Raw genomic sequence first — 17,747 nt, 5'->3', positions numbered from 1 at the left:
ACGTTTCCTCTGGTCGCACCGTAAAGCTAGCGCAGCTCCGTCGTCGCGTCACGCCGGCTGTCGTGGGAGCCGCTTGACGCGCGCTGCAGTTGCGCGGCAAATACCGGCGCCATGAATATCACAGAAGTGCAGAAGCTGATCGACTGGCTGATTGACGGCGGCAGGTCGGCGACCAGCCCGAGCCGGTTTATGGCCGAGTGCTGCGAACGGATGGTCGCGGCTGGCCTGCCGCTCTGGCGTGTTGGCGTTTTCGTTCGAACCCTGCACCCCGAGATCTACGGGCGCAGTTTCATCTGGAAGCCGGGCGCCGAGGTCGAGGTCGGCGCGGTCGAATACAAGATTCTGGACTCGCCGGATTTCCACTCCAGCCCGCTGTACATCGTGTTCCAGCAAGGGCTGGAAGTTCGAGCCCGTGCGGACGATAGGCAGAGCAATCGCTTTCCGATCGTCGATGAGCTGCGCGCCGAAGGCATCACGGATTATATCGCGTTGCCACTGTTTTTTACCGATGGCTCGGTGCACGCCTCGAGCTGGACCACCAAGCAGCCCGGTGGTTTCACCGACGAACAGATGGCGGCCCTGCATGGGCTGATCACGCCGCTATCGCGGGTCATCGAGATCATCAACTGGCGCCGCATGGCGGCGAGCCTGCTCGATACTTATGTCGGCAACCGCGCCGGCGAGCGCATCCTTGGCGGCCAGATCAGGCGCGGTCACACCGAGACCATGAATGCCGCGATATGGCTGTCCGACCTGCGCGGCTTCACTTCGTTGTCCGATCGCGTGCCGGCGGAAACTGTGGTCGACGTCCTGAATAATTACTTCGATTGCCAGGTTGCCGCGATCCGGAATCATGGCGGCGAAGTCCTGAAATATATGGGCGACGGCCTGCTCGCGGTTTTCCCGATCGATGAATATGTCGGCGACGAGCAGCAGGTTTGCTCGAACGTCCTCGAAGCCGCCCACGAATCCCGCGCCAGCGTCGCCGACTTGCAGTATCCGATCGGCGACGCCGTCGAACGGTTTCGCTTCGGTGTCGCCCTGCATGTCGGACGAATTCTCTACGGCAATATCGGCGGCGGCAATCGGCTCGACTTCACCTGCATTGGACCGGCGGTAAATCTGGCGGCGCGGCTGGAAAAGATCGCCAGCCAGCTCGGCCGCACGGTCGTGGCGTCGGAGGGGTTTGCCGGAATCTGCCGGGGAGGCTGGAGCGATCTCGGCGAGTTCCCAGTCGCCGGTTTCTCGAAAGCCGCACGCGTCTACGGCCTGGTAGACGAAAAATCGGCGGCCTAATCGGCGCGTGCGAACTGCTACTCTTCCGGCTCGGTCGTGAACAGCAGCGGATAACCCTTGGCGCGGCCGGCGTCGGTGGCGCGGGTCGCCTTGGTCTCGGCGACGTCCTTGGTGAACACGGCGACGACGCAGACGCCGCGGCGATGCGCCGTGATCATCACCTTGTGCGCCTGATCCTCGGTCATGCGGAATTCGGCCTTCAGCACCGTGACGACGAATTCGCGCGGCGTGTAGTCGTCATTGATCAGGATGACCTTGTGCAGGCGCGGCCGCTCGGTCTTGGTCTTGACCTTGGTTTTTGGCGTGACGGTGGTATCGGCCATTCCAATGAAGTCCCGAGGCGAACAAATTTTTGACGGGCGCGCGCTCAGTTGGCGCGGCAGTCCGCCAGACGCTGCGCCATGGTCTGATCGCCGCGGCTGGCGGCCGCCTCGATCAGTTTACAGGCTCCGGGCCGGTCCTGAAACCGGGCGCTTGCCGAGAGTTTCAGCCCGATTAGCGCTTTCATCGCCCCGGGTTCGTCGAGTTCCGCGGCTTTGGCGGCCTCTAACCCGAACGTGAAGGACAAATGATTTCAGCGCTTTGCGCCGGCCGTTTTGCATGTCACCATCACGGTCGTTCGACGGGAGGGCCGCAATGCGCTGGTATGTCTCGATCGGGGTCGTGCTTGTCGCGGGCGTACTCGCCGGCGGCGATGTGGCGGGTTTTGCCGCGCCGAACCCTGCGAACCGGCCGGGCCAGCAGCCGACCGCCGCCAGCCGTCAACTGGCCGACAAGGAAGCCAATCCGACCGTCGACGTCGAACTCGTGCTTGCCGTCGACGTCTCCTATTCGATGGACATGGATGAACTCGCGCTGCAGCGGGAGGGCTATGCGCAGGCGATCGTCTCCAAGGAATTCCTGCAGGCGCTGAAGAGCGGCCCGAACGGCAGGATCTCGGTCACCTATTTCGAATGGGCGGCATCTACCGACCAGAAGATTATCATCCCGTGGCGCGTCATCGACGGGCCGGAGACGGCCGATGCCGTCGCCAATGAGATCCTCAAGACCCCGATCCGCCGGGCGTCGCGCACCTCGATCTCGGGTGCGATCAACTTCGCGATGCCGCTGTTCGACGAGAACCCGCACCGCGGCCTGCGGCGGGTGATCGATATTTCCGGCGATGGCCCGAACAACAACGGCGCGCCTGTCGCCATCGCCCGCGATGCCGCGGTGGAAAAGGGCATCGTCATCAACGGCCTGCCGATCATGGTGAAGGAGCCGTCCTACTCCACCATGGATATCGACAATCTCGATCTCTATTACGAGGATTGCGTCATCGGCGGCCCCGGCTCCTTCGTCGTCACGATCAAGGACCGCGACAAGTTCAAGGAAGCGATCCGCACCAAGCTGCTGCTCGAGATCGCCGGCCGCACCCCCGAACGCCCGGTCGTGCCCGCCGCCGGCAGGGAGCCGCGCGTCAACTGCATGATCGGTGAAAAGATCTGGCAGGACAGGTGGGGAAGGTAGCTCGTTCTTACCCCTCCAGGGGAGGGTGAAGACAAGGCGCTTACCGCCTGAACCTTGCCACCAATTCCACATGCGGCGTGTGGCGGAACTGGTCGACCGGCGTAACGCCATCGATCCTGTAACCGCCGTCGATCAAAATCTTCGCGTCGCGCGCGAACGTCGTGACGTTGCACGATACCGCAACCACCGTCGGAATCTTGCTGGCCGCAAGTTGCGTCACCTGCGCCTGCGCGCCCTGCCTTGGGGGATCGAACACGACCGTGTCGTAATCGCGCAATTCCTGCGGCATCAGCGGGCGGCGGAATAGATCGCGCGCTTCCGCCTTGATCGGCTTCAGTCCTGAGGTGGATGTCGCGGCCTTCTGCAGCGCTGCGACCGCGCCGGCGTCGCTGTCGAAGGCGGTTACCCGCGACTTCGCCGCCAGCCGCAGCGCGAAGGGGCCGACGCCGCAGAAGAGGTCGGCAATATGTTTGCCGCGTTTGCAATGGTCGGATACCAGCGCCGCCAGCGCCTCTTCGCCCGCCACCGTTGCCTGCAGGAACGAGCCGGGCGGCAACGCCACCTGCGCGGCGCCGATCGAAATCACGGGCGGCGTTCGCATCAAGACCAGCTCGCCGTGGCGCGTCAGCCGCGCCAGCCGATGCTGTTCGGCGATGCGCGACAGCCTTGTTATCGTGGCGGTCGACAGGGGGCCGGAGCCGCGCACATCGACATCTAACCCGCTATTGGTCGCCGTGACCTGGATGTCGAGCGGCTTGCCCATAGAGATCAGCGGCTCGGCGATCGCCCAGGCCACCTCGATCGCGCCGTTCAGATGCGGGTCGAGGATCGGGCAGCGGTCGATCGGAATGATGTCGTGCGCCCCAGCCGCCGCATAGCCGACCTTGAGCACGTCGTGGGTTCCGATTCGGCCGTGCAGGGTGATGCGCCGGCGACCCGCGCCATGGGCATCGACCAAAGGCGCGACGTCGCAATCGATTCCCGCCTGCGCCAGCGCCGTCACCACGAGCTCGCGCTTCCAGGCACGATAGGGCGTGGCGTCCCAGTGCTGGATCGCGCAGCCGCCGCAGACGCCGAAATGCGGACAGAACGGCGCGATCCGCTCCACGCTGGCAGCCTCGATCTTGAGCAATCGCCGGCGGTCGGGATGATGGCCGGGAACGGCTGCGACCTCGATTGTTTCGCCGCCCAGCGTGTACGGCACATAGATGTTGCCGCCGCCTGCGATAGCGACGCCATCGCCCTGATGGCCGACATGGTCGATGACGAGGCGCTCGCCGTCAGCCACGGCGCGCGCCCATGAAGAATTCGATATTGCCGTCGCCGCCGGTGATCGGCGAGGGAAACACCTGGATATCGGTGCAGCCGAGCGAGGCGGCGAATGCCGAGATATCGTCGCAGATTTCCTGATGCACCATCGCGTTGCGGATGATGCCGTGCTTGGAATGTTTCCGCTCCGCCTCGAATTGCGGCTTGATCAGCGCCAGCAGATGCATCGGCGCGGCGGCGAGTTCCAGCGCCACCGGCAGCACCGCCTTCAATGAAATGAAGCTGACGTCGATGACGACGATATCGGGCCGTGCCGGCAGCCGCTTGCCCTCGAACTTGCGGATATCGGTTTCTTCCATCGACACGATACGGGGATGGTTGCGCAGCGAGGGATGCAACTGGCCGTGCCCGACATCGATGGCGAAGACAAGGCTCGCGCCGTTTTGCAGCAGCACCTCGGTGAAGCCGCCGGTGGAGGCGCCGACGTCGAGGCAGACATGGCCCTCGATCTCGATCGGATACAGCTCCAGGGCGCCTGCGAGCTTGACGCCGCCGCGCGAGACATAGGGGTGCGCCGGCTGCGCGGACAATTCGGCATTGACGGCGATCATGTCCGACGCTTTCAACACGGGCCTGCCGTCGGCGGTTACGCCGCCGGCGTCGATCGCGGCGCGGGCGCGGGCGCGGCTTTCGAACAGGCCGCGCTCGACCAGGAGCACGTCCACGCGCTTGCGGGGAGAGGTTTCGCTGTTGCTGGTCTTTGCCAAGGTCAGCCCGATTTGCCGTTGGCGCGATCCGCCGCCAGACGAACGCAGGTCTCGAACGAGGTCAGATCGTGCCAGATATCCAGAGGCCGCTGCCGCGGCGTCACCAGTCTAGCACCATGCAGATCGAGCGTGTGGATCATCATGAGATTATCGGGCAGTCCGAAATCCTCGACGGTCAGTCCGTCATCGTCGATCAGATGGCCGCCACTGGCTTTCGTGACCGCAAAGGATCGCGCAACCCGCTCGGCATAGTCAGCGGGATCGTTGCTGTAGGCGAAGCAGAGCTTGCCGCGCCCGGCCATATAGCCGAGTTCATAGACGGTGCCGGCGTCGGCACTGGGGCCACGAAACGGCGTAAGGTTGGCAATGATCGCATCCGCCGCGTCCATCATGGCCTCGTTGCCCCGGAAGATCGCAAGCGAAACATCGGCGGCCGAAAGATCGACCGCATTGTCGAGCGGATAGAGCCCGCTCACGCCATGCCGGGCGCAAATCGCGGCCTTGCGGCGCCCAATCTCGATGGCATCCGGCAGGAACACATCGGGACCTGCCAGATAGATATTCATGGGATTTACCGGCGAAAGAACCAGATATTCGGTTCTGCGGGGCCTTCGGTTCTGCAAGGCCTTCGGTTCTGATCAAGCCAGAACCGAAGGGGCTAGCGCCTCAGGCGAGCTTGACCGTCTCGGTCTTGTAGTCCTTGCCGAGCGCGTCGAACACCTTGGCGACGATGCCCTTGGCGTCGAGGCCGGCATGGGCATACATCGCGTTCGGTGAATCGTGGTCGATGAACTCGTCGGGCAGGATCATCGCCCGCATCCTCAAGCCGCCATCGAGCATGCCGTTTTCGGCCAGCGTCTGCATCACGTGCGAGCCGAAGCCGCCGATCGCGCCTTCCTCGATGGTGAGCAGCACCTCGTGGTCGCGCGCCAGCTTCAGCACCAGATCGACGTCGAGCGGCTTCATGAAGCGCGCGTCGGCGATGGTGGTGGAGAGGCCGTGGGCGGCGAGTTCGTCGGCAGCCTTTTCGCATTCGGCCATGCGCGTGCCGAACGAGAGTAGGGCGATCTTGTTGCCCTGGCGGACGATGCGGCCCTTGCCGATTTCGAGGGGAACGCCGAACTCCGGCATTTCCACGCCGCGGCCTTCGCCGCGCGGATAGCGCACCGCGCTCGGGCGGTCGTTGATCGCAACCTGCGTGGCGACCATGTGCACCAGTTCGGCCTCGTCGGAGGCGGCCATGATGACGAAGTTCGGCAGGCAGCCGAGATAGGCGCAGTCGAAGGAACCTGCATGGGTCGCGCCGTCGGCGCCGACCAGGCCGGCGCGGTCGATCGCAAAACGAACCGGCAGGCTCTGGATCGCGACGTCATGGACCACCTGGTCGTAGCCGCGCTGCAGGAAGGTCGAGTAGATCGCGCAGAACGGCTTGTAGCCTTCGGTGGCGAGGCCGGCCGCGAACGTCACCGCATGCTGCTCGGCGATGCCGACGTCGAAGGTGCGGTTGGGGAAGGACTTGTTGAAGATGTCGACACCGGTGCCGGACGGCATCGCGGCGGTGATGGCGACGATCTTGTCGTCCTTCTCCGCTTCCTTGACGAGGCTCTGGCCGAACACGTTCTGGTAGGCCGGCGCATTCGGTTTGGCTTTGGCCTGGGCGCCGGTGGCGACGTCGAACTTGACCACTGCGTGATACTTGTCGGCGGAAGCTTCCGCCGGGCCGTAGCCCTTGCCCTTCTGCGTCACGACGTGAACCAGGATCGGGCCGGTTTCCATGTCGCGGACGTTCTTCAGAACGGGGAGCAGATGGTCGAGGTTGTGGCCGTCGATCGGGCCGACGTAATAGAAGCCGAGTTCCTCGAACAGCGTGCCGCCGTCCATCATGAAGCCGCGGGAATATTCCTCGACGCGGTTGGCGCGGTTGGCCAGGATCTTGGGCAGACGCTTGTTGATCTGCTTGGCCGCCTCGCGCAGCGAGCGGTAGGTCTTGCCGGAGTAGAGGCGGGACAGATAGGCGCTCATCGCGCCGACCGGCGGAGCAATCGACATGTCGTTGTCGTTGAGGATCACGATCAGGCGCGAGTTCATCGCGCCCGCATTGTTCATCGCCTCATAGGCCATGCCGGCGGACATCGAGCCGTCGCCGATCACGGCGATGACGTTGTTCTTGCCACCGGAGAGGTCGCGCGCCACCGCCATGCCGAGGCCGGCCGAAATCGAGGTCGAGGAGTGCGCGGCGCCGAACGGATCGTAGTCGCTCTCGGTGCGCTTGGTGAAGCCGGACAGGCCGCCGGCGGTGCGCAGCGTGCGGATGCGGTCGCGGCGGCCGGTCAGGATCTTGTGCGGGTAGGCCTGGTGGCCGACGTCCCAGATCAGGCGGTCGCGCGGCGTATCGAAGGTGTAATGGATCGCGGTGGTCAGTTCCACGACGCCGAGGCCGGCGCCGAAGTGGCCGCCGGTCACCGACACGGCGTCGATGGTTTCCTGGCGGAGTTCGTCGGCGACCTGCCGCACCTGCTCGATCTTGAGCTTGCGAAGGTCGTCGGGCGTTCGGATGGTATCGAGAAGCGGCGTTTTACTAAATGTGGTCACAGCGTTATTCCAATTTTGCATGTCAGGGCGAAAAGCCTGACGCGAGACGGGAAGCGCGTTAACCGCGCCGTGAAAATCCAGACCCACCTGCCACCTCGACAGGCCGGCACCTGATTTGAGAGCCTAGATGCACTCCGGCCTAAACCATGTGATATGCATCACGTTGGTAGCTTCTTAACCCTTCCCGGTAAGTTTCTTTAGCTATTTGAAGCGCTTACTGCCCTCGGAAATCCGCGGCAGGCTGCTCGCTTCAGCCCATAGAACTCCAAGCTTTACACCAAAGCAGTCGCCAAAGCCAACCCGCCGAGCGGGATTGGTTCCTGGGGCAGGTAACCAAAAATCTCGATTTTTCAACCGCTGCGGCGGGCGGATGGTTCCAGTTTGCTCAAATCGGCGGCACTTGTGGCCGCCATCGTGGCCGCTTCGATCCTTTTCCAGGCGCGGTCGCGCACCCCGGAATCGCCGGTGGCGACATCAAGCGCGGCGTCGGGGGCGGCCATGCGCTCACTGAGGGGGATCGGTCCGCAGACGATCATGAAGAAGTCGTAGGCGTTGGGCAGTTCGTTGGCCATCACGAACTGGAAATGCACGCGGAAGAACTGCCAGCGAAATTTTTCGTAGTGCTCGGGCCGGATGATGTCACGGAAGCGAACCGGCACGATCTTCGGATTGCGCTTGGCGGCGCCGACGTCGATGCCATGGCTCGTGATCGGATCGAACTGGTAGAAATTCATCACGTCCTTGCGAGCCTGGCAGTCGATCCAGTCGATCGAGGGTTCGACTGCCAGCATCCGCAGATGGTCGCGGAACTGTCTCGACACGGCGTGATAGCCGACGATCGGGAAATTGCCGCCGATCGTCAGCAGCACGATCCGCGGACCGTGGCGGCCGAGCGCGGGATCGAGCTTCAGCGCGCGCGCCAGCATTTCCGTCGACAGGAACGATCCGGAACTGTGGCCGACGATGACGATTTCTTCGGCGTCGGTGCTTTTGGCTGTCTTGACCAGATGCTGCGCGAAGCGGTCGATGCGCTGGTCCCATTCGGTGCGTTCGCGACGCGAGAACTCCCAGGTCCAGATCGTGTCGCACAGCAGATAGAGCACGTAGGTGGCGTTCTCGGTGTATTTCAGCACGGTGCCGAGCAGGGCGACGAACAGGGCGGTCGCGATGGCGATGCTGAAAATGTCGGGAATGCCAAGCGCGTTCAGTCCCTTTTCGAAGACAAAGGCGATGGCTCCGGCGCACGCGGCTTCCAGCAACAGCATCAAGTGCGGATAGGTGATGAAAGTCGCGAAACGCCAGTTCGCCTTGCCGAAGCGGGCGATGGTGCCGGCGAAGACCAGCCGCCAGTAGATCCACACCGCGCTGAAGACCGTGCGCCAGATCGGCGACGCCAGATCCTGCTGGATGAAATCCTCGAACCGGAGGAAATCGTAGGCCGTGCGGGTCTGCCAGTCCTCTGCCTTGGTATCGATGGTCCAGGACGCGATCTCGTCGTCGGCCGCGACCTTGGGCCGGCTGATGGTGGCCTGGAGCTGGTAAAGCCGGCTGAACTTGCGCAGTTCGGTCCGGAACATGCGATAATATTGGGCCAGCCCGCGCGGATCGTAGCCCTGAATATAGATGATATGGCGGTGCTGGACGCGCACGTACTGTCCCCGGGGTAATGGCCGACTATAACAGGCTGGGCAGGGCGCCAAGAACTAAATCGGCGACTAAATCGGCTGCCATGCTGGACTGGCGGGTCGATATTCGGCCGTCCGGGATCACTGCACGTCGAGCGGCTCGGTCCCGGTGACCTGGCCGTTGGCATCGGTGGTAATCTTGTCGACGCGGGCCTCGGCCTGCCGCAGCAATTCCTCGCAGCGGCGCTTCAGCGCCTCGCCGCGCTCATAGATCGCGACTGATTCCTCGAGCGGCACCTTGCCGTCCTCCAGCCGCTTCACGATCGATTCGAGCTCTTCCATCGCGCGCTCGAAGGAGAGTTTTTTGACGTCTACTTGGGTATTTTCGGCCATATCGAGTTCCCGAATGCGCCCCCTAAGAGCGCAGAATCAAAACTATAGCGTTTTCAAGCGAAGTGGGTACCGGTTCGCGTGAAGAAAACGCGTCAAAACAAAGGTTTTTGCGGGGCTATTGTGGCGGGGATTTATGCGCCCATCAATGCGGTGACGTGCGCGGCAACCGACTCTTTCAGCCCCTGCAGGTCGTAGCCGCCCTCCAGCACCGACACAAGGCGGCCACCTGCGCTTGCGTCTGCCTGGTCCATCAGCTTGTGCGTGACCCAGCCGAAATCATCCGCCTTGAGATTGAGCGAGGCCAGCGGATCGCGGTAATGCGCGTCGAAGCCGGCGGAGATGATGATCAGTTCCGGCGAGAATTTCTGCAATTGCGGCAGGATCAGGTTTTCGAACGCTGAGCGGAATTTTGCGCTGCCGTCTTCGGAAGCCAGCGGCGCATTGACGATGGTGTCGTGCTCGCCGCGCTCGCCGCTGGCGCCGGTGCCGGGAAACAGTGGCATCTGATGCGTCGAGCAATACATCACGGTCGGATCGTGCCAGAAGATGTCCTGCGTGCCGTTGCCGTGATGGACATCGAAATCGACGATCGCGGCGCGGCCGATGCCGTATTTGCGCTGGGCGTGACGCGCGGCAATGGCGACATTGTCGAAGAAGCAGAAGCCCATCGGCTTCGAGACCTCGGCATGATGACCGGGCGGGCGCACCGCGACGAACGCATTGGCCTGGGCGCCGGACATCACAGCGTCGGTCGCCGCCACTGCGCCGCCGACGCCGCGCATCACAGCTTCCCAGGTGCCCGGCGACATCGAGGTGTCGCCGTCGATATAGATCATGCCGCTCTGCGGGGCGATGTGCCGGAGCTCGCCGACATAATGCTCGCCATGGCACAGCGTGACGGAATCGAGATTGCCTTCCGGCGCCTCGCTGCGCGTCAGCGGCTTGAAGCGTTCTTCTCCCAGCACTTCGGCGACCGCGCGCAGCCGGTCGGGACGTTCGGGATGGCCCGGAGGCGTGACATGGTCGAGACAGGCGGTATGCGTCAGAAGGAGCGTCATGCAAAATCCTGGCGTTTAGGCGCGCGCCGGCAACGGATCGGCTAATCTAGGCGGTTAGGGGCCGCTCGGAAAGGCCTAGCGCCTGGCTCAAGATGGCGGCTTTTTTCTTCCAGTTTCCGTGTCCCGGACGCGGTGCAGCGTCGCTTGACGATGCACCGCAGAGCCGGGACCCACTGCGTAAATGTGTGGACCCCGGATCAGCAGCGCACCACTTCGTGCTGCGCAGCATCCGGGGAACCCCGCCCCGCGCGCGTCGCGGCTAATTTATCCTGATGATGCGATCGGCGGCGGTCGGGCCGACCGGGCTGTTGGCCAGAAAATAGCTGTTCAGCGCGTCGACGTCGTAGATGCCGGTCTGCGGCGCGGTTCCCCGGGTGAGCACGGTGAAACCGTCGCCGCCGACGAACAGGAAGTTGTTGACGGTGACGCGATAGCTCGCGGCGGGATCGAGCGGTTGCCCGTTCAGCGACATCCGCTCAGGCAGTACGCGCTCGCCGTCCGGCTTCGATCCGTCCCATGTATAGCTGAAGCCCTTGGAGACCTGCAGGATCCTTGGCCGCTTCGGGTCGAGCCATTGCTGCTCCAGCATGTCCTTGATCTGTTTTCCGGTCAGCGTGATGGTCACCAGTTGATTGCGGAACGGCTGGCTGGCGAACAGGTCGGCATAGGTCACCGCGCCGTCCTCCCGGCGTGTTACGTCGGCGCGCACGCCGCCGGGATTGGTGAAGGCGATGACCGCGCCGCCTTTTTCCTCGACGCTGGTCGCGGCGAGTTGCGCATCGGCGATGATGTCGCCGAGCGGGCTCTCGCCGGCATTGTTGGGCACGCGCGACAGCGTTGATGTCACCGAACCCGCCGGGCGGCTCCCGATCGGCGCCGCCTGCCTGTCGTAGGATTCGATCAGCGCGGTTTGCTCGGCGTTCTTCGCGAGTGTCGCTGATCGAACGATGTTGTTGTCGGCCTTGGCGCTGACGACATCGCGCGTCGTCGGATCAAGCTTGAGATCGATCGCAGTGACGAGCGTGCCGTATTTGTCGCCTGACGTGACGAGCCGCCCGTCGATGTCGCAGACATAGGCGCGGTGGGTGTGGCCGGTGACCACGACATCGACCGCGTGATCGAATTTTTTGACGATGTCGACGATCGGTCCCGAAATGCCGGGGCATTCATTGTAGTCGCCGGTCGGCAATCCGCCTTCATGGATCAGCACGACGATGGCCTCGACGCCGCGCACCTTCAGTTCCGGGATCAGCGTATTCACCGTCTCGGCTTCGTCGCGGAATTCGAGGTTAGCAATGCCAACCGGCGAGACGAGGCCCGGGGTGCCCTTTAAGGTCAGGCCGATGAAGGCGACTGGAATGCCGTCGAAGCTACGGATTTCGTAAGGAGGAAACACGGTCTTGCCGCTGCTCCTCTCGAACGTGCTGGCGGCGAGATAGCGGAATTTCGCGCCCGCAAACGGATGCGGCCCCTGGCATTGGTCGACCGGGTGGCAGCCGCCATTCTGCATGCGCAAGAGTTCGTCCTTGCCCTCGTCGAATTCGTGGTTGCCGACCGAGGAGATATCCAGCCCCATCATCGACAGCGCTTCGATCGTCGGCTCGTCATGGAACATGGCGGACAGAAAGGGGCTGGCGCCGATCAAATCGCCGGCTGCGACGAAGATCGCGTTCCTGTGTCCCTCGCGAAGCTGGCCCACCAGCGTCGCCATATGTTCGGCGCCGCCGGCCGGAACGGTGATCTTCTTCGTCCTGTCCTCGGGATCGGCAATCGTGATCCCGCCCGGCGGCGGGCGCAGGTAGCCGTGAAAATCGTTGATCGCGAGAATGCGCAGGTCGATCGGGGCGGGAGTTTGCGCGCGCGATGACGCGGCCGGCGTCATCAGAATCGCCAATGCAAGGATAGGATGGAAGAGAGTTCTCATGGCACGGATATGTGGGGTCAAGGCTGGACTCCGTAGATGGGCAAAGCGTAGCGTGCCCACCAACACACAATCGAACTTGCTCTAAGTGGAAAGATGGTGGGCACGGCGCTTACCCGCCTTTGCCCACCCTACACGATAGCTACCCCTTCTTCCGCGCAAAGAATGCCTTGAACGACGCCACCGCTTCCTTTGAGTGCATCCGTTCGCCGAACAGATGGCTTTCCTGGTCGATCCGCCGCGTCATGTCCTCCGGCGGCAGCTTCAGCAGTTTTCGCGAGATCGCAACCGCTTCGGCCGGCAGCGCGCAAATCTCGCGGGCCACCTTGCGCGCCTCGGCTTCGGTGTGTCCGGGCGCCACCACCACATTGACGAAGCCGGCCTCGCGCGCCTCCTCGGCGGAAAACTTGCGCCCCATCACCAGCATGGCGAAGGCGCGTTGGTGGCCCATGGTGCGCGGCATCAACAGGCTGGATGCGCCTTCCGGCACCAGCCCGAGATTGATGAACGGCGTCGAGAAGGTCGCGGTCGTGCTGGCCAGCACATAGTCGCAATGGAACAGCATCGTGGTGCCGATGCCGATCGCGACGCCGTCGACGGCGGCGATGATCGGCTTGACGTTGTGCGCCAGCGAATAAAGCAGTTTTACGGCGTTGGAGGCTCCGCGCGGCGCATCGGTATTCGAGGTGCTTTCTTTAAGAAAGTCCTCGAGATCGTTGCCGGCGGTGAACACACCCGAGCCGCCTGTTATGATGATGCAGCGGATGTCGGGATTGTTCTGCGCCTTGTCGATCGCATCGCTCATCCCGCGATACATGTCCTGGGTGAATGCGTTCTTTTTCTCGGGCCGCCGCAGCTTGATTACGCGCGTCGCATCTTCGTCCGACACAATGAGGTGTTCGGTCATGAACTTGCCCCTAAAAGCGGGCGGCGACGGTGCCGCTGGTCAATCATCCGGCCATATCCTACATGATCCGGCAAGGGACCAAACTGTCCCGGCGGATTTTTCCCATGGATGTGACCAGCAGGATGACGCAATGCAGCTAGGCGGAATTCATCATCTGACCGCGATCTCGGCGAAGCCGCGGGATAATCTGGCCTTTTACACCGGCCTGCTTGGCATGCGGCTGGTGAAAAAGACCGTCAACCAGGATGACGTCAGCGCGTACCACCTGTTCTACGCCGACGGCAAAGCCAATCCGGGCACCGATCTCACCTTCTTCGACTTTCCGGCCGCGCCCGAGCAGCGCGGAACCAATGCGATCTCGCGCACCGGCCTGCGCGTCGCGGGCGAGAAGACGCTCGGCTACTGGCGGGATCGCCTTAAGAAGGCCGGCGCCGTGGCCCGCGATATCGTCGAGGTCGACGGCCGGCTGACGCTGCCGTTCGAGGACGGCGAGGGGCAGCGCCTGGTGCTGGTCGACGACGGCGGCGCGGGCACGGCCTCGCCGTGGGATCGCAGCCCGGTACCGGCACAACACCAGATCCGGGGCCTCGGTCCGATCGTGCTGACCGTGCACGAACTGTCCCGCACCGCCTTCGTTCTGACCGAGGTGATGAACATGCGCCGCGTGCGCGACTATGCCGCCCACGGCGCGCAGATTCATGTCTTCGAAATGGGCGAGGCAAAGGGAGAGAGCAGTCCCGCTGCCGAACTGCACGTGCTCGAAGATAAGGATTCGCCTGCCGCGCGACAGGGCGCCGGCGGCGTCCACCACGTCGCGTTCCGCACGCCCGACGAGGCGCAGTATCACGCCTGGACGCAGCGCCTGAACGAGCTTCGCGTTCCCAACAGCGGCGAGATCGACCGCTTCTATTTCCGCAGCCTCTATTTCCGCGAGCCCAACGGCATCCTGTTCGAGATCGCCACGGATGGACCAGGCTTTGCGACGGACGAACCGATGGAAACGCTCGGCGAAAGGTTGGCGCTGCCGCCGTTTTTGGAGCCGCGAAGGGCGGCGATCGAGGCGGGGCTGAAACCGATTTCGTAGACTTCGTAGGATGGGCAGAGCGCAGCGAAACCCATCAATCCATGCGCTGAGGCATGATGGGTATCGCTTCCGGCTTCGCTCGTCGAGCTACGGCGGACAAGTCGCCCCACCCATCCTGCGGGCTAAAGCTTGTTCGAACCTGTCGAGGGCATCATGAAGGTTTACCGATATCTCACCGGCAAGGATGACGCCGCATTTTGCCATCGGGTGACCGAAGCGCTGAACCGCGGGTGGCAGCTTTACGGACAACCCACTCTGACATACGACGATAAGCGCGGCGAAGTGATCTGCGGGCAAGTCATCACCAAGGACGTCGAAGGCAAGACTTACGATCCCGAAATGGATTTGTCGAAGTTGTAGCGCAGCGCGTAGGGCGGATCAGCGTAGCGTTATCCGCCGCCTTCGCGAGAATTCGCTGCGCTGGGGCTAATGGTTCGAGACGCACGGCGCTGCCGTGCTCCTCACCATGAGGGTCCGAGACCTCATCCTGAGGAGTATCGCAAAGCGATGCGTCTCGAAGGATGAACCCACCCATCCCGCGGATGCCGCCTTAATTCCGTGTGGCGCGGTATTTGGGGCTGATCGAGGTGCCGGTCCATGCGTGAGCGCGGTGAGTGGATGTGTGGAATGGCCGAGTAAAGTGTCACCGTAATGCCGTAATGCAAACCGCGAGAACGCGAAGTCATATTCAGTCGTCATCACCGGCGCATGCGGGTGATCCGGTATTCCAGAGATGTCAGTGATTGAAACGATAGGCCGCAGCGTACTGGATACCCCGCATTCGCGGAGTATGACAGCGTTGTGTGTGGCCACCGACCTGCGCGGTAAATGCCTCCGCGACGAGCCGAGCCGGCGTGACGTAGCGCTGCGGATCAGCAGCAGCTTCGCCGCTAGCCGCTCAGGCTTCGTTCTTCGGAACGTATTTCCCGAGCACGCACTTGTATCGCGCCAATCGCCATTCGCGATACGGCCCCTTGGCGAGCCAGTCGGCAATTCCAATCTGCGCGTTAACCGCGCAGGCGCTCATGGTGATGCCGGACTGGTCGCTGGTGGTGACGACTTTTTCGAGACAGAGCTGGCTGTTGCAGAGAACGGCGACGAGAGTGACGAGCATGGCGACCTTCGTTGATAAGGAATATCCAGTTCGTTCAGCCAATGCAGGGTTCATGCCAACATCGGTGCACGCCGTTTTTTTGGACGCCCCTTACGCGAATTGACCTGTAAATACGCAACCCTTCCGTAGCCGTGCTTTTTTGCGCGGGACGGATACCGGCAACGCCTGGGGAATGCGAACTGCGCTGAGAGTAGGGGCGGGCATGGACGATTCGCAAAGCGTAGAACTACGGGACCATGCCGGAATGGCCGTGACTGTCTTAACGCTGCAACAGTGCTGGATTGCGCTGCCCGCTGCCCGGGCTCGCGATGACGCGCGCCGCGGCAGAAATTGCACACTTCGCAGGATGGGTAGAGCCAACGGGTCGCGCGAATGCGCGCCCGATGACAGGCTCTGCGAAACCCATCACCGTTTCGGGCAGCAATTGATTGACATCGCTGCGCTCCACCCATCCTGCAAATCGGTCACGCTCGATTGCAATTTGGGTTCGTTCGGCGCGGCTGTGAAGAACGAGGACGTAAACCCGCAAATTCAGAATGTCAGGTTGATTTCGTCCTCGAAGCGCATTTCAGACTCAAATCAGACATAGCGCCATGTTGGTTTCGCGCTCCACGTGCAGAGCGGTTCCCTCCCGCGAGCAGGATGAGGCATTAGTGCAACAACCATCATCCTAATTTTCGGAAGGTACATCGTTAAGAAGCTACAACTCGCTCGTGGAGATATAATCGCATCGACGAATCCGAAAAGGAGTTTTCGATGTCGAAGTTTGCGATTGGCGAGCAAGTCGAAAACGTTGCCAACGATCACGAGTCGGGCACGGTTGTTGCCGTGTTTCCGACCGTTGACGGAAGCTTTAGGTATGCCGTCGACACGGAAGGTTACGGCACACTCCAGTTCTTCGCCGAGGAGAAGCTGGCTTTTGCCGTTACGAGGCAGGGTGCCACATGACAGGCCGCGCAACCACGCAAGCAGTCTCCGCGACCAAACTGACGGAGGGCGAGAGCGATGCTGTGCGCATCAGGCATCAGCTTGACGCCTGGGCCAATGCCTCACATCGCACGCCTCGATTGGTGGCGGCACCCTTGGCAGACGTAAGCGGTGAATCATCCGGCGAGGCGCCTTTGCCGGCGACGAAGCGCGGCCGCGCCTCTCCGGCATCCAAGGCCGCCAAGGGCACCAAGGCCAAGGCAGCCAGGACAGCCAAGGCCAAGGCTGAAGAGGCCAAGACGACCGAGACAAAGACGACCGAGGCCAAGATTGCCGAGGCCGATGGCGAGCCGGAGGCGTCCGACGCGCCGCTCGAGCCGCTGACGGTTTCCGTCGCGCCCGCCGTGCCGCAGGCCGTTCCCGCCACGCCGGAACGCGCCCGCGCCAGCCGCGCCTTTGCCCTTGTTGCAGCGCTCGCGCTGGCGACGGTTGCGGCCTATTTTTCCGTCGCGGGCATGGCCGAGATATTTCCCGGCGCGCCAGTTGCGGTGATGGTGCTCGCCGCCACGATGGAGGCCGGCAAGCTGGTGATCGCCGGATGGCTGGCCGCGCATTGGCGCCGGACCAACTGGAAAATGCGCTTCGTTATGGTCGCCCTCGTTGCCGGCCTTGCGCTGATCAACGCCGCCGGCGTGTTCGGCAAGCTGGTGGAGGCGCATGTCAGCGTCGCGGCCACGTCGCGTTCCGGCGTCACCGAGCGCATTGAAGCGCTCGACGCCCGCGTTACGGCGCAAACAGCTGTTGTTGCCGACCTGGACAGCCGCATTGCGCAAATCGACCGGGCCGTGGATGAATCGACACGCCGCGGCCGGGTGACGCGGGCCATCAACATCGCAACCCAACAGCGCGTGGCGCGGGACGGGTTGGATACGCAGCGGCAGGCGGCAACCGCAACGCTGGTCGGTCTGCAGGCGCAGCGCGCCGCGCTGGCCGGCGAACGTTCCCGCATCGAGGCATCCGCAGGCCCGATCCAGTATCTTGCGATGATGGTCGGCGCCGCGCCCGAAGTCGCGGTGCGATGGCTGATATTGTTGATGGTGCTCTGCTGCGATCCCGCAGCGATCGCGTTGACAGTCGCCGCGGCGGGTTCGCGAGCTCGCGATCCGAAGTAAGCGCCGAACGCAGTAGTCAATTCCTCCAGCTGGCGATGGCTGCATTAACGAAGAGATCAACCGGCGGCCAGAGCACCATCGGCAACGACTCGCCTATTGCCGACATTAGGCGT

18 protein-coding genes are annotated in these 17,747 nt (G+C 63.0%); 6 read left to right on the top strand and 12 right to left on the bottom strand.

The window, feature by feature from the left end; translation table 11 throughout:
* Window positions 1-111 precede the first annotated feature (111 nt).
* Complete coding sequence (locus V1293_RS14530) at window positions 112-1,296, top strand: adenylate/guanylate cyclase domain-containing protein (RefSeq protein ID WP_334510566.1); 1,185 nt, start codon at window positions 112-114, stop codon at window positions 1,294-1,296.
* A gap of 17 nt (window positions 1,297-1,313) precedes the next feature.
* Here V1293_RS14530 and clpS read toward each other — a convergent pair whose 3' ends face one another.
* Both clpS and V1293_RS14520 read right to left on the bottom strand, forming a co-directional pair.
* Entirely contained in the window at window positions 1,314-1,619 is a 306-nt protein-coding gene (gene clpS / locus V1293_RS14525; protein ID WP_057855122.1) for an ATP-dependent Clp protease adapter ClpS, read from the bottom strand.
* Between the two features lie 44 nt (window positions 1,620-1,663).
* The gene (locus V1293_RS14520; protein WP_334510565.1) at window positions 1,664-1,864 is read right to left on the bottom strand and encodes a hypothetical protein; all 201 of its coding nucleotides are present in this window, start codon (window positions 1,862-1,864) and stop codon (window positions 1,664-1,666) included.
* 68 nt (window positions 1,865-1,932) lie between these two features.
* On the opposite strand from V1293_RS14520, the gene V1293_RS14515 reads away from it, so the two are divergent.
* Entirely contained in the window at window positions 1,933-2,805 is an 873-nt protein-coding gene (locus tag V1293_RS14515; protein WP_334510564.1) for a DUF1194 domain-containing protein, read from the top strand.
* 40 nt (window positions 2,806-2,845) lie between these two features.
* On the opposite strand, the gene V1293_RS14510 is transcribed toward V1293_RS14515, so the two are convergent.
* From V1293_RS14510 to V1293_RS14470, 9 genes are all read right to left on the bottom strand, one after another.
* Window positions 2,846-4,093, bottom strand: coding sequence for a class I SAM-dependent RNA methyltransferase (locus tag V1293_RS14510; protein ID WP_334510563.1), 1,248 nt, complete (start codon window positions 4,091-4,093; stop codon window positions 2,846-2,848).
* Complete coding sequence (locus V1293_RS14505) at window positions 4,086-4,841, bottom strand: TlyA family RNA methyltransferase (RefSeq protein ID WP_334510562.1); 756 nt, start codon at window positions 4,839-4,841, stop codon at window positions 4,086-4,088. Before V1293_RS14505 ends, V1293_RS14510 begins: the two co-directional genes overlap by 8 nt.
* 2 nt (window positions 4,842-4,843) lie before the next feature.
* A complete protein-coding gene (locus V1293_RS14500; RefSeq protein WP_334510561.1) occupies window positions 4,844-5,407 on the bottom strand; it encodes a nucleoside 2-deoxyribosyltransferase in 564 nt (187 codons plus the stop codon).
* A gap of 100 nt (window positions 5,408-5,507) precedes the next feature.
* Entirely contained in the window at window positions 5,508-7,454 is a 1,947-nt protein-coding gene (gene dxs / locus V1293_RS14495; protein WP_334510560.1) for a 1-deoxy-D-xylulose-5-phosphate synthase, read from the bottom strand.
* A gap of 329 nt (window positions 7,455-7,783) precedes the next feature.
* Window positions 7,784-9,082 (bottom strand): hypothetical protein, encoded by a 1,299-nt coding sequence (locus V1293_RS14490; RefSeq protein ID WP_334510559.1) that lies wholly within the window; start codon window positions 9,080-9,082, stop codon window positions 7,784-7,786.
* Between the two features lie 117 nt (window positions 9,083-9,199).
* Window positions 9,200-9,451, bottom strand: coding sequence for an exodeoxyribonuclease VII small subunit (locus V1293_RS14485; protein ID WP_334510558.1), 252 nt, complete (start codon window positions 9,449-9,451; stop codon window positions 9,200-9,202).
* Between the two features lie 131 nt (window positions 9,452-9,582).
* On the bottom strand, window positions 9,583-10,509 hold the full coding sequence (locus V1293_RS14480; protein ID WP_334510557.1) for a histone deacetylase family protein: 927 nt from the start codon (window positions 10,507-10,509) through the stop codon (window positions 9,583-9,585).
* Between the two features lie 259 nt (window positions 10,510-10,768).
* Window positions 10,769-12,433: a bifunctional metallophosphatase/5'-nucleotidase gene (locus V1293_RS14475; RefSeq protein WP_442894348.1), complete on the bottom strand. Its 1,665-nt coding sequence runs from the start codon at window positions 12,431-12,433 to the stop codon at window positions 10,769-10,771.
* 139 nt (window positions 12,434-12,572) lie between these two features.
* A complete protein-coding gene (locus V1293_RS14470) occupies window positions 12,573-13,337 on the bottom strand; it encodes a crotonase/enoyl-CoA hydratase family protein (RefSeq protein WP_334510555.1) in 765 nt (254 codons plus the stop codon).
* 130 nt (window positions 13,338-13,467) lie between these two features.
* On the opposite strand from V1293_RS14470, the gene V1293_RS14465 reads away from it, so the two are divergent.
* On the top strand, window positions 13,468-14,421 hold the full coding sequence (locus V1293_RS14465; protein WP_334510554.1) for a ring-cleaving dioxygenase: 954 nt from the start codon (window positions 13,468-13,470) through the stop codon (window positions 14,419-14,421).
* Between the two features lie 153 nt (window positions 14,422-14,574).
* Window positions 14,575-14,781: a DUF1737 domain-containing protein gene (locus V1293_RS14460; RefSeq protein WP_334510553.1), complete on the top strand. Its 207-nt coding sequence runs from the start codon at window positions 14,575-14,577 to the stop codon at window positions 14,779-14,781.
* A gap of 538 nt (window positions 14,782-15,319) precedes the next feature.
* On the opposite strand, the gene V1293_RS14455 is transcribed toward V1293_RS14460, so the two are convergent.
* Window positions 15,320-15,535, bottom strand: a complete 216-nt coding sequence (locus V1293_RS14455; protein ID WP_334510552.1) for a hypothetical protein — start codon at window positions 15,533-15,535, stop codon at window positions 15,320-15,322.
* A 756-nt stretch (window positions 15,536-16,291) separates the two neighbouring features.
* Here V1293_RS14455 and V1293_RS14450 point away from each other — a divergent pair.
* Both V1293_RS14450 and V1293_RS14445 read left to right on the top strand, forming a co-directional pair.
* On the top strand, window positions 16,292-16,483 hold the full coding sequence (locus tag V1293_RS14450; RefSeq protein ID WP_213256063.1) for a hypothetical protein: 192 nt from the start codon (window positions 16,292-16,294) through the stop codon (window positions 16,481-16,483).
* Window positions 16,480-17,634 (top strand): hypothetical protein, encoded by a 1,155-nt coding sequence (locus V1293_RS14445; RefSeq protein WP_334510550.1) that lies wholly within the window; start codon window positions 16,480-16,482, stop codon window positions 17,632-17,634. Before V1293_RS14450 ends, V1293_RS14445 begins: the two co-directional genes overlap by 4 nt.
* The last annotated feature ends 113 nt before the right edge of the window (window positions 17,635-17,747 follow it).

The organism is Bradyrhizobium sp. AZCC 1693 (assembly GCF_036924745.1).
GTDB lineage: Bacteria > Pseudomonadota > Alphaproteobacteria > Rhizobiales > Xanthobacteraceae > Bradyrhizobium.
Note: the sequence above shows the minus strand (reverse complement) of the source record. Positions and strands in the feature narration are given on the sequence as shown.

Excerpts from the sequence above, each read along its gene's own strand:
- V1293_RS14515 (WP_334510564.1), top strand. The coding sequence starts at position 1,933 with ATGCGCTGGTATGTCTCGATCGGGGTCGTGCTTGTCGCGGGCGTACTC.
- V1293_RS14455 (WP_334510552.1), bottom strand. The coding sequence starts at position 15,535 with ATGCTCGTCACTCTCGTCGCCGTTCTCTGCAACAGCCAGCTCTGTCTC.
- clpS (WP_057855122.1), bottom strand. The coding sequence starts at position 1,619 with ATGGCCGATACCACCGTCACGCCAAAAACCAAGGTCAAGACCAAGACC.
- dxs (WP_334510560.1), bottom strand. The coding sequence starts at position 7,454 with ATGCAAAATTGGAATAACGCTGTGACCACATTTAGTAAAACGCCGCTT.
- V1293_RS14460 (WP_334510553.1), top strand. The coding sequence starts at position 14,575 with ATGAAGGTTTACCGATATCTCACCGGCAAGGATGACGCCGCATTTTGC.
- V1293_RS14500 (WP_334510561.1), bottom strand. The coding sequence starts at position 5,407 with ATGAATATCTATCTGGCAGGTCCCGATGTGTTCCTGCCGGATGCCATC.
- V1293_RS14480 (WP_334510557.1), bottom strand. The coding sequence starts at position 10,509 with ATGACGCTCCTTCTGACGCATACCGCCTGTCTCGACCATGTCACGCCT.
- V1293_RS14485 (WP_334510558.1), bottom strand. The coding sequence starts at position 9,451 with ATGGCCGAAAATACCCAAGTAGACGTCAAAAAACTCTCCTTCGAGCGC.
- V1293_RS14450 (WP_213256063.1), top strand. The coding sequence starts at position 16,292 with ATGTCGAAGTTTGCGATTGGCGAGCAAGTCGAAAACGTTGCCAACGAT.
- V1293_RS14475 (WP_442894348.1), bottom strand. The coding sequence starts at position 12,433 with ATGAGAACTCTCTTCCATCCTATCCTTGCATTGGCGATTCTGATGACG.
- V1293_RS14445 (WP_334510550.1), top strand. The coding sequence starts at position 16,480 with ATGACAGGCCGCGCAACCACGCAAGCAGTCTCCGCGACCAAACTGACG.
- V1293_RS14470 (WP_334510555.1), bottom strand. The coding sequence starts at position 13,337 with ATGACCGAACACCTCATTGTGTCGGACGAAGATGCGACGCGCGTAATC.
- V1293_RS14465 (WP_334510554.1), top strand. The coding sequence starts at position 13,468 with ATGCAGCTAGGCGGAATTCATCATCTGACCGCGATCTCGGCGAAGCCG.
- V1293_RS14530 (WP_334510566.1), top strand. The coding sequence starts at position 112 with ATGAATATCACAGAAGTGCAGAAGCTGATCGACTGGCTGATTGACGGC.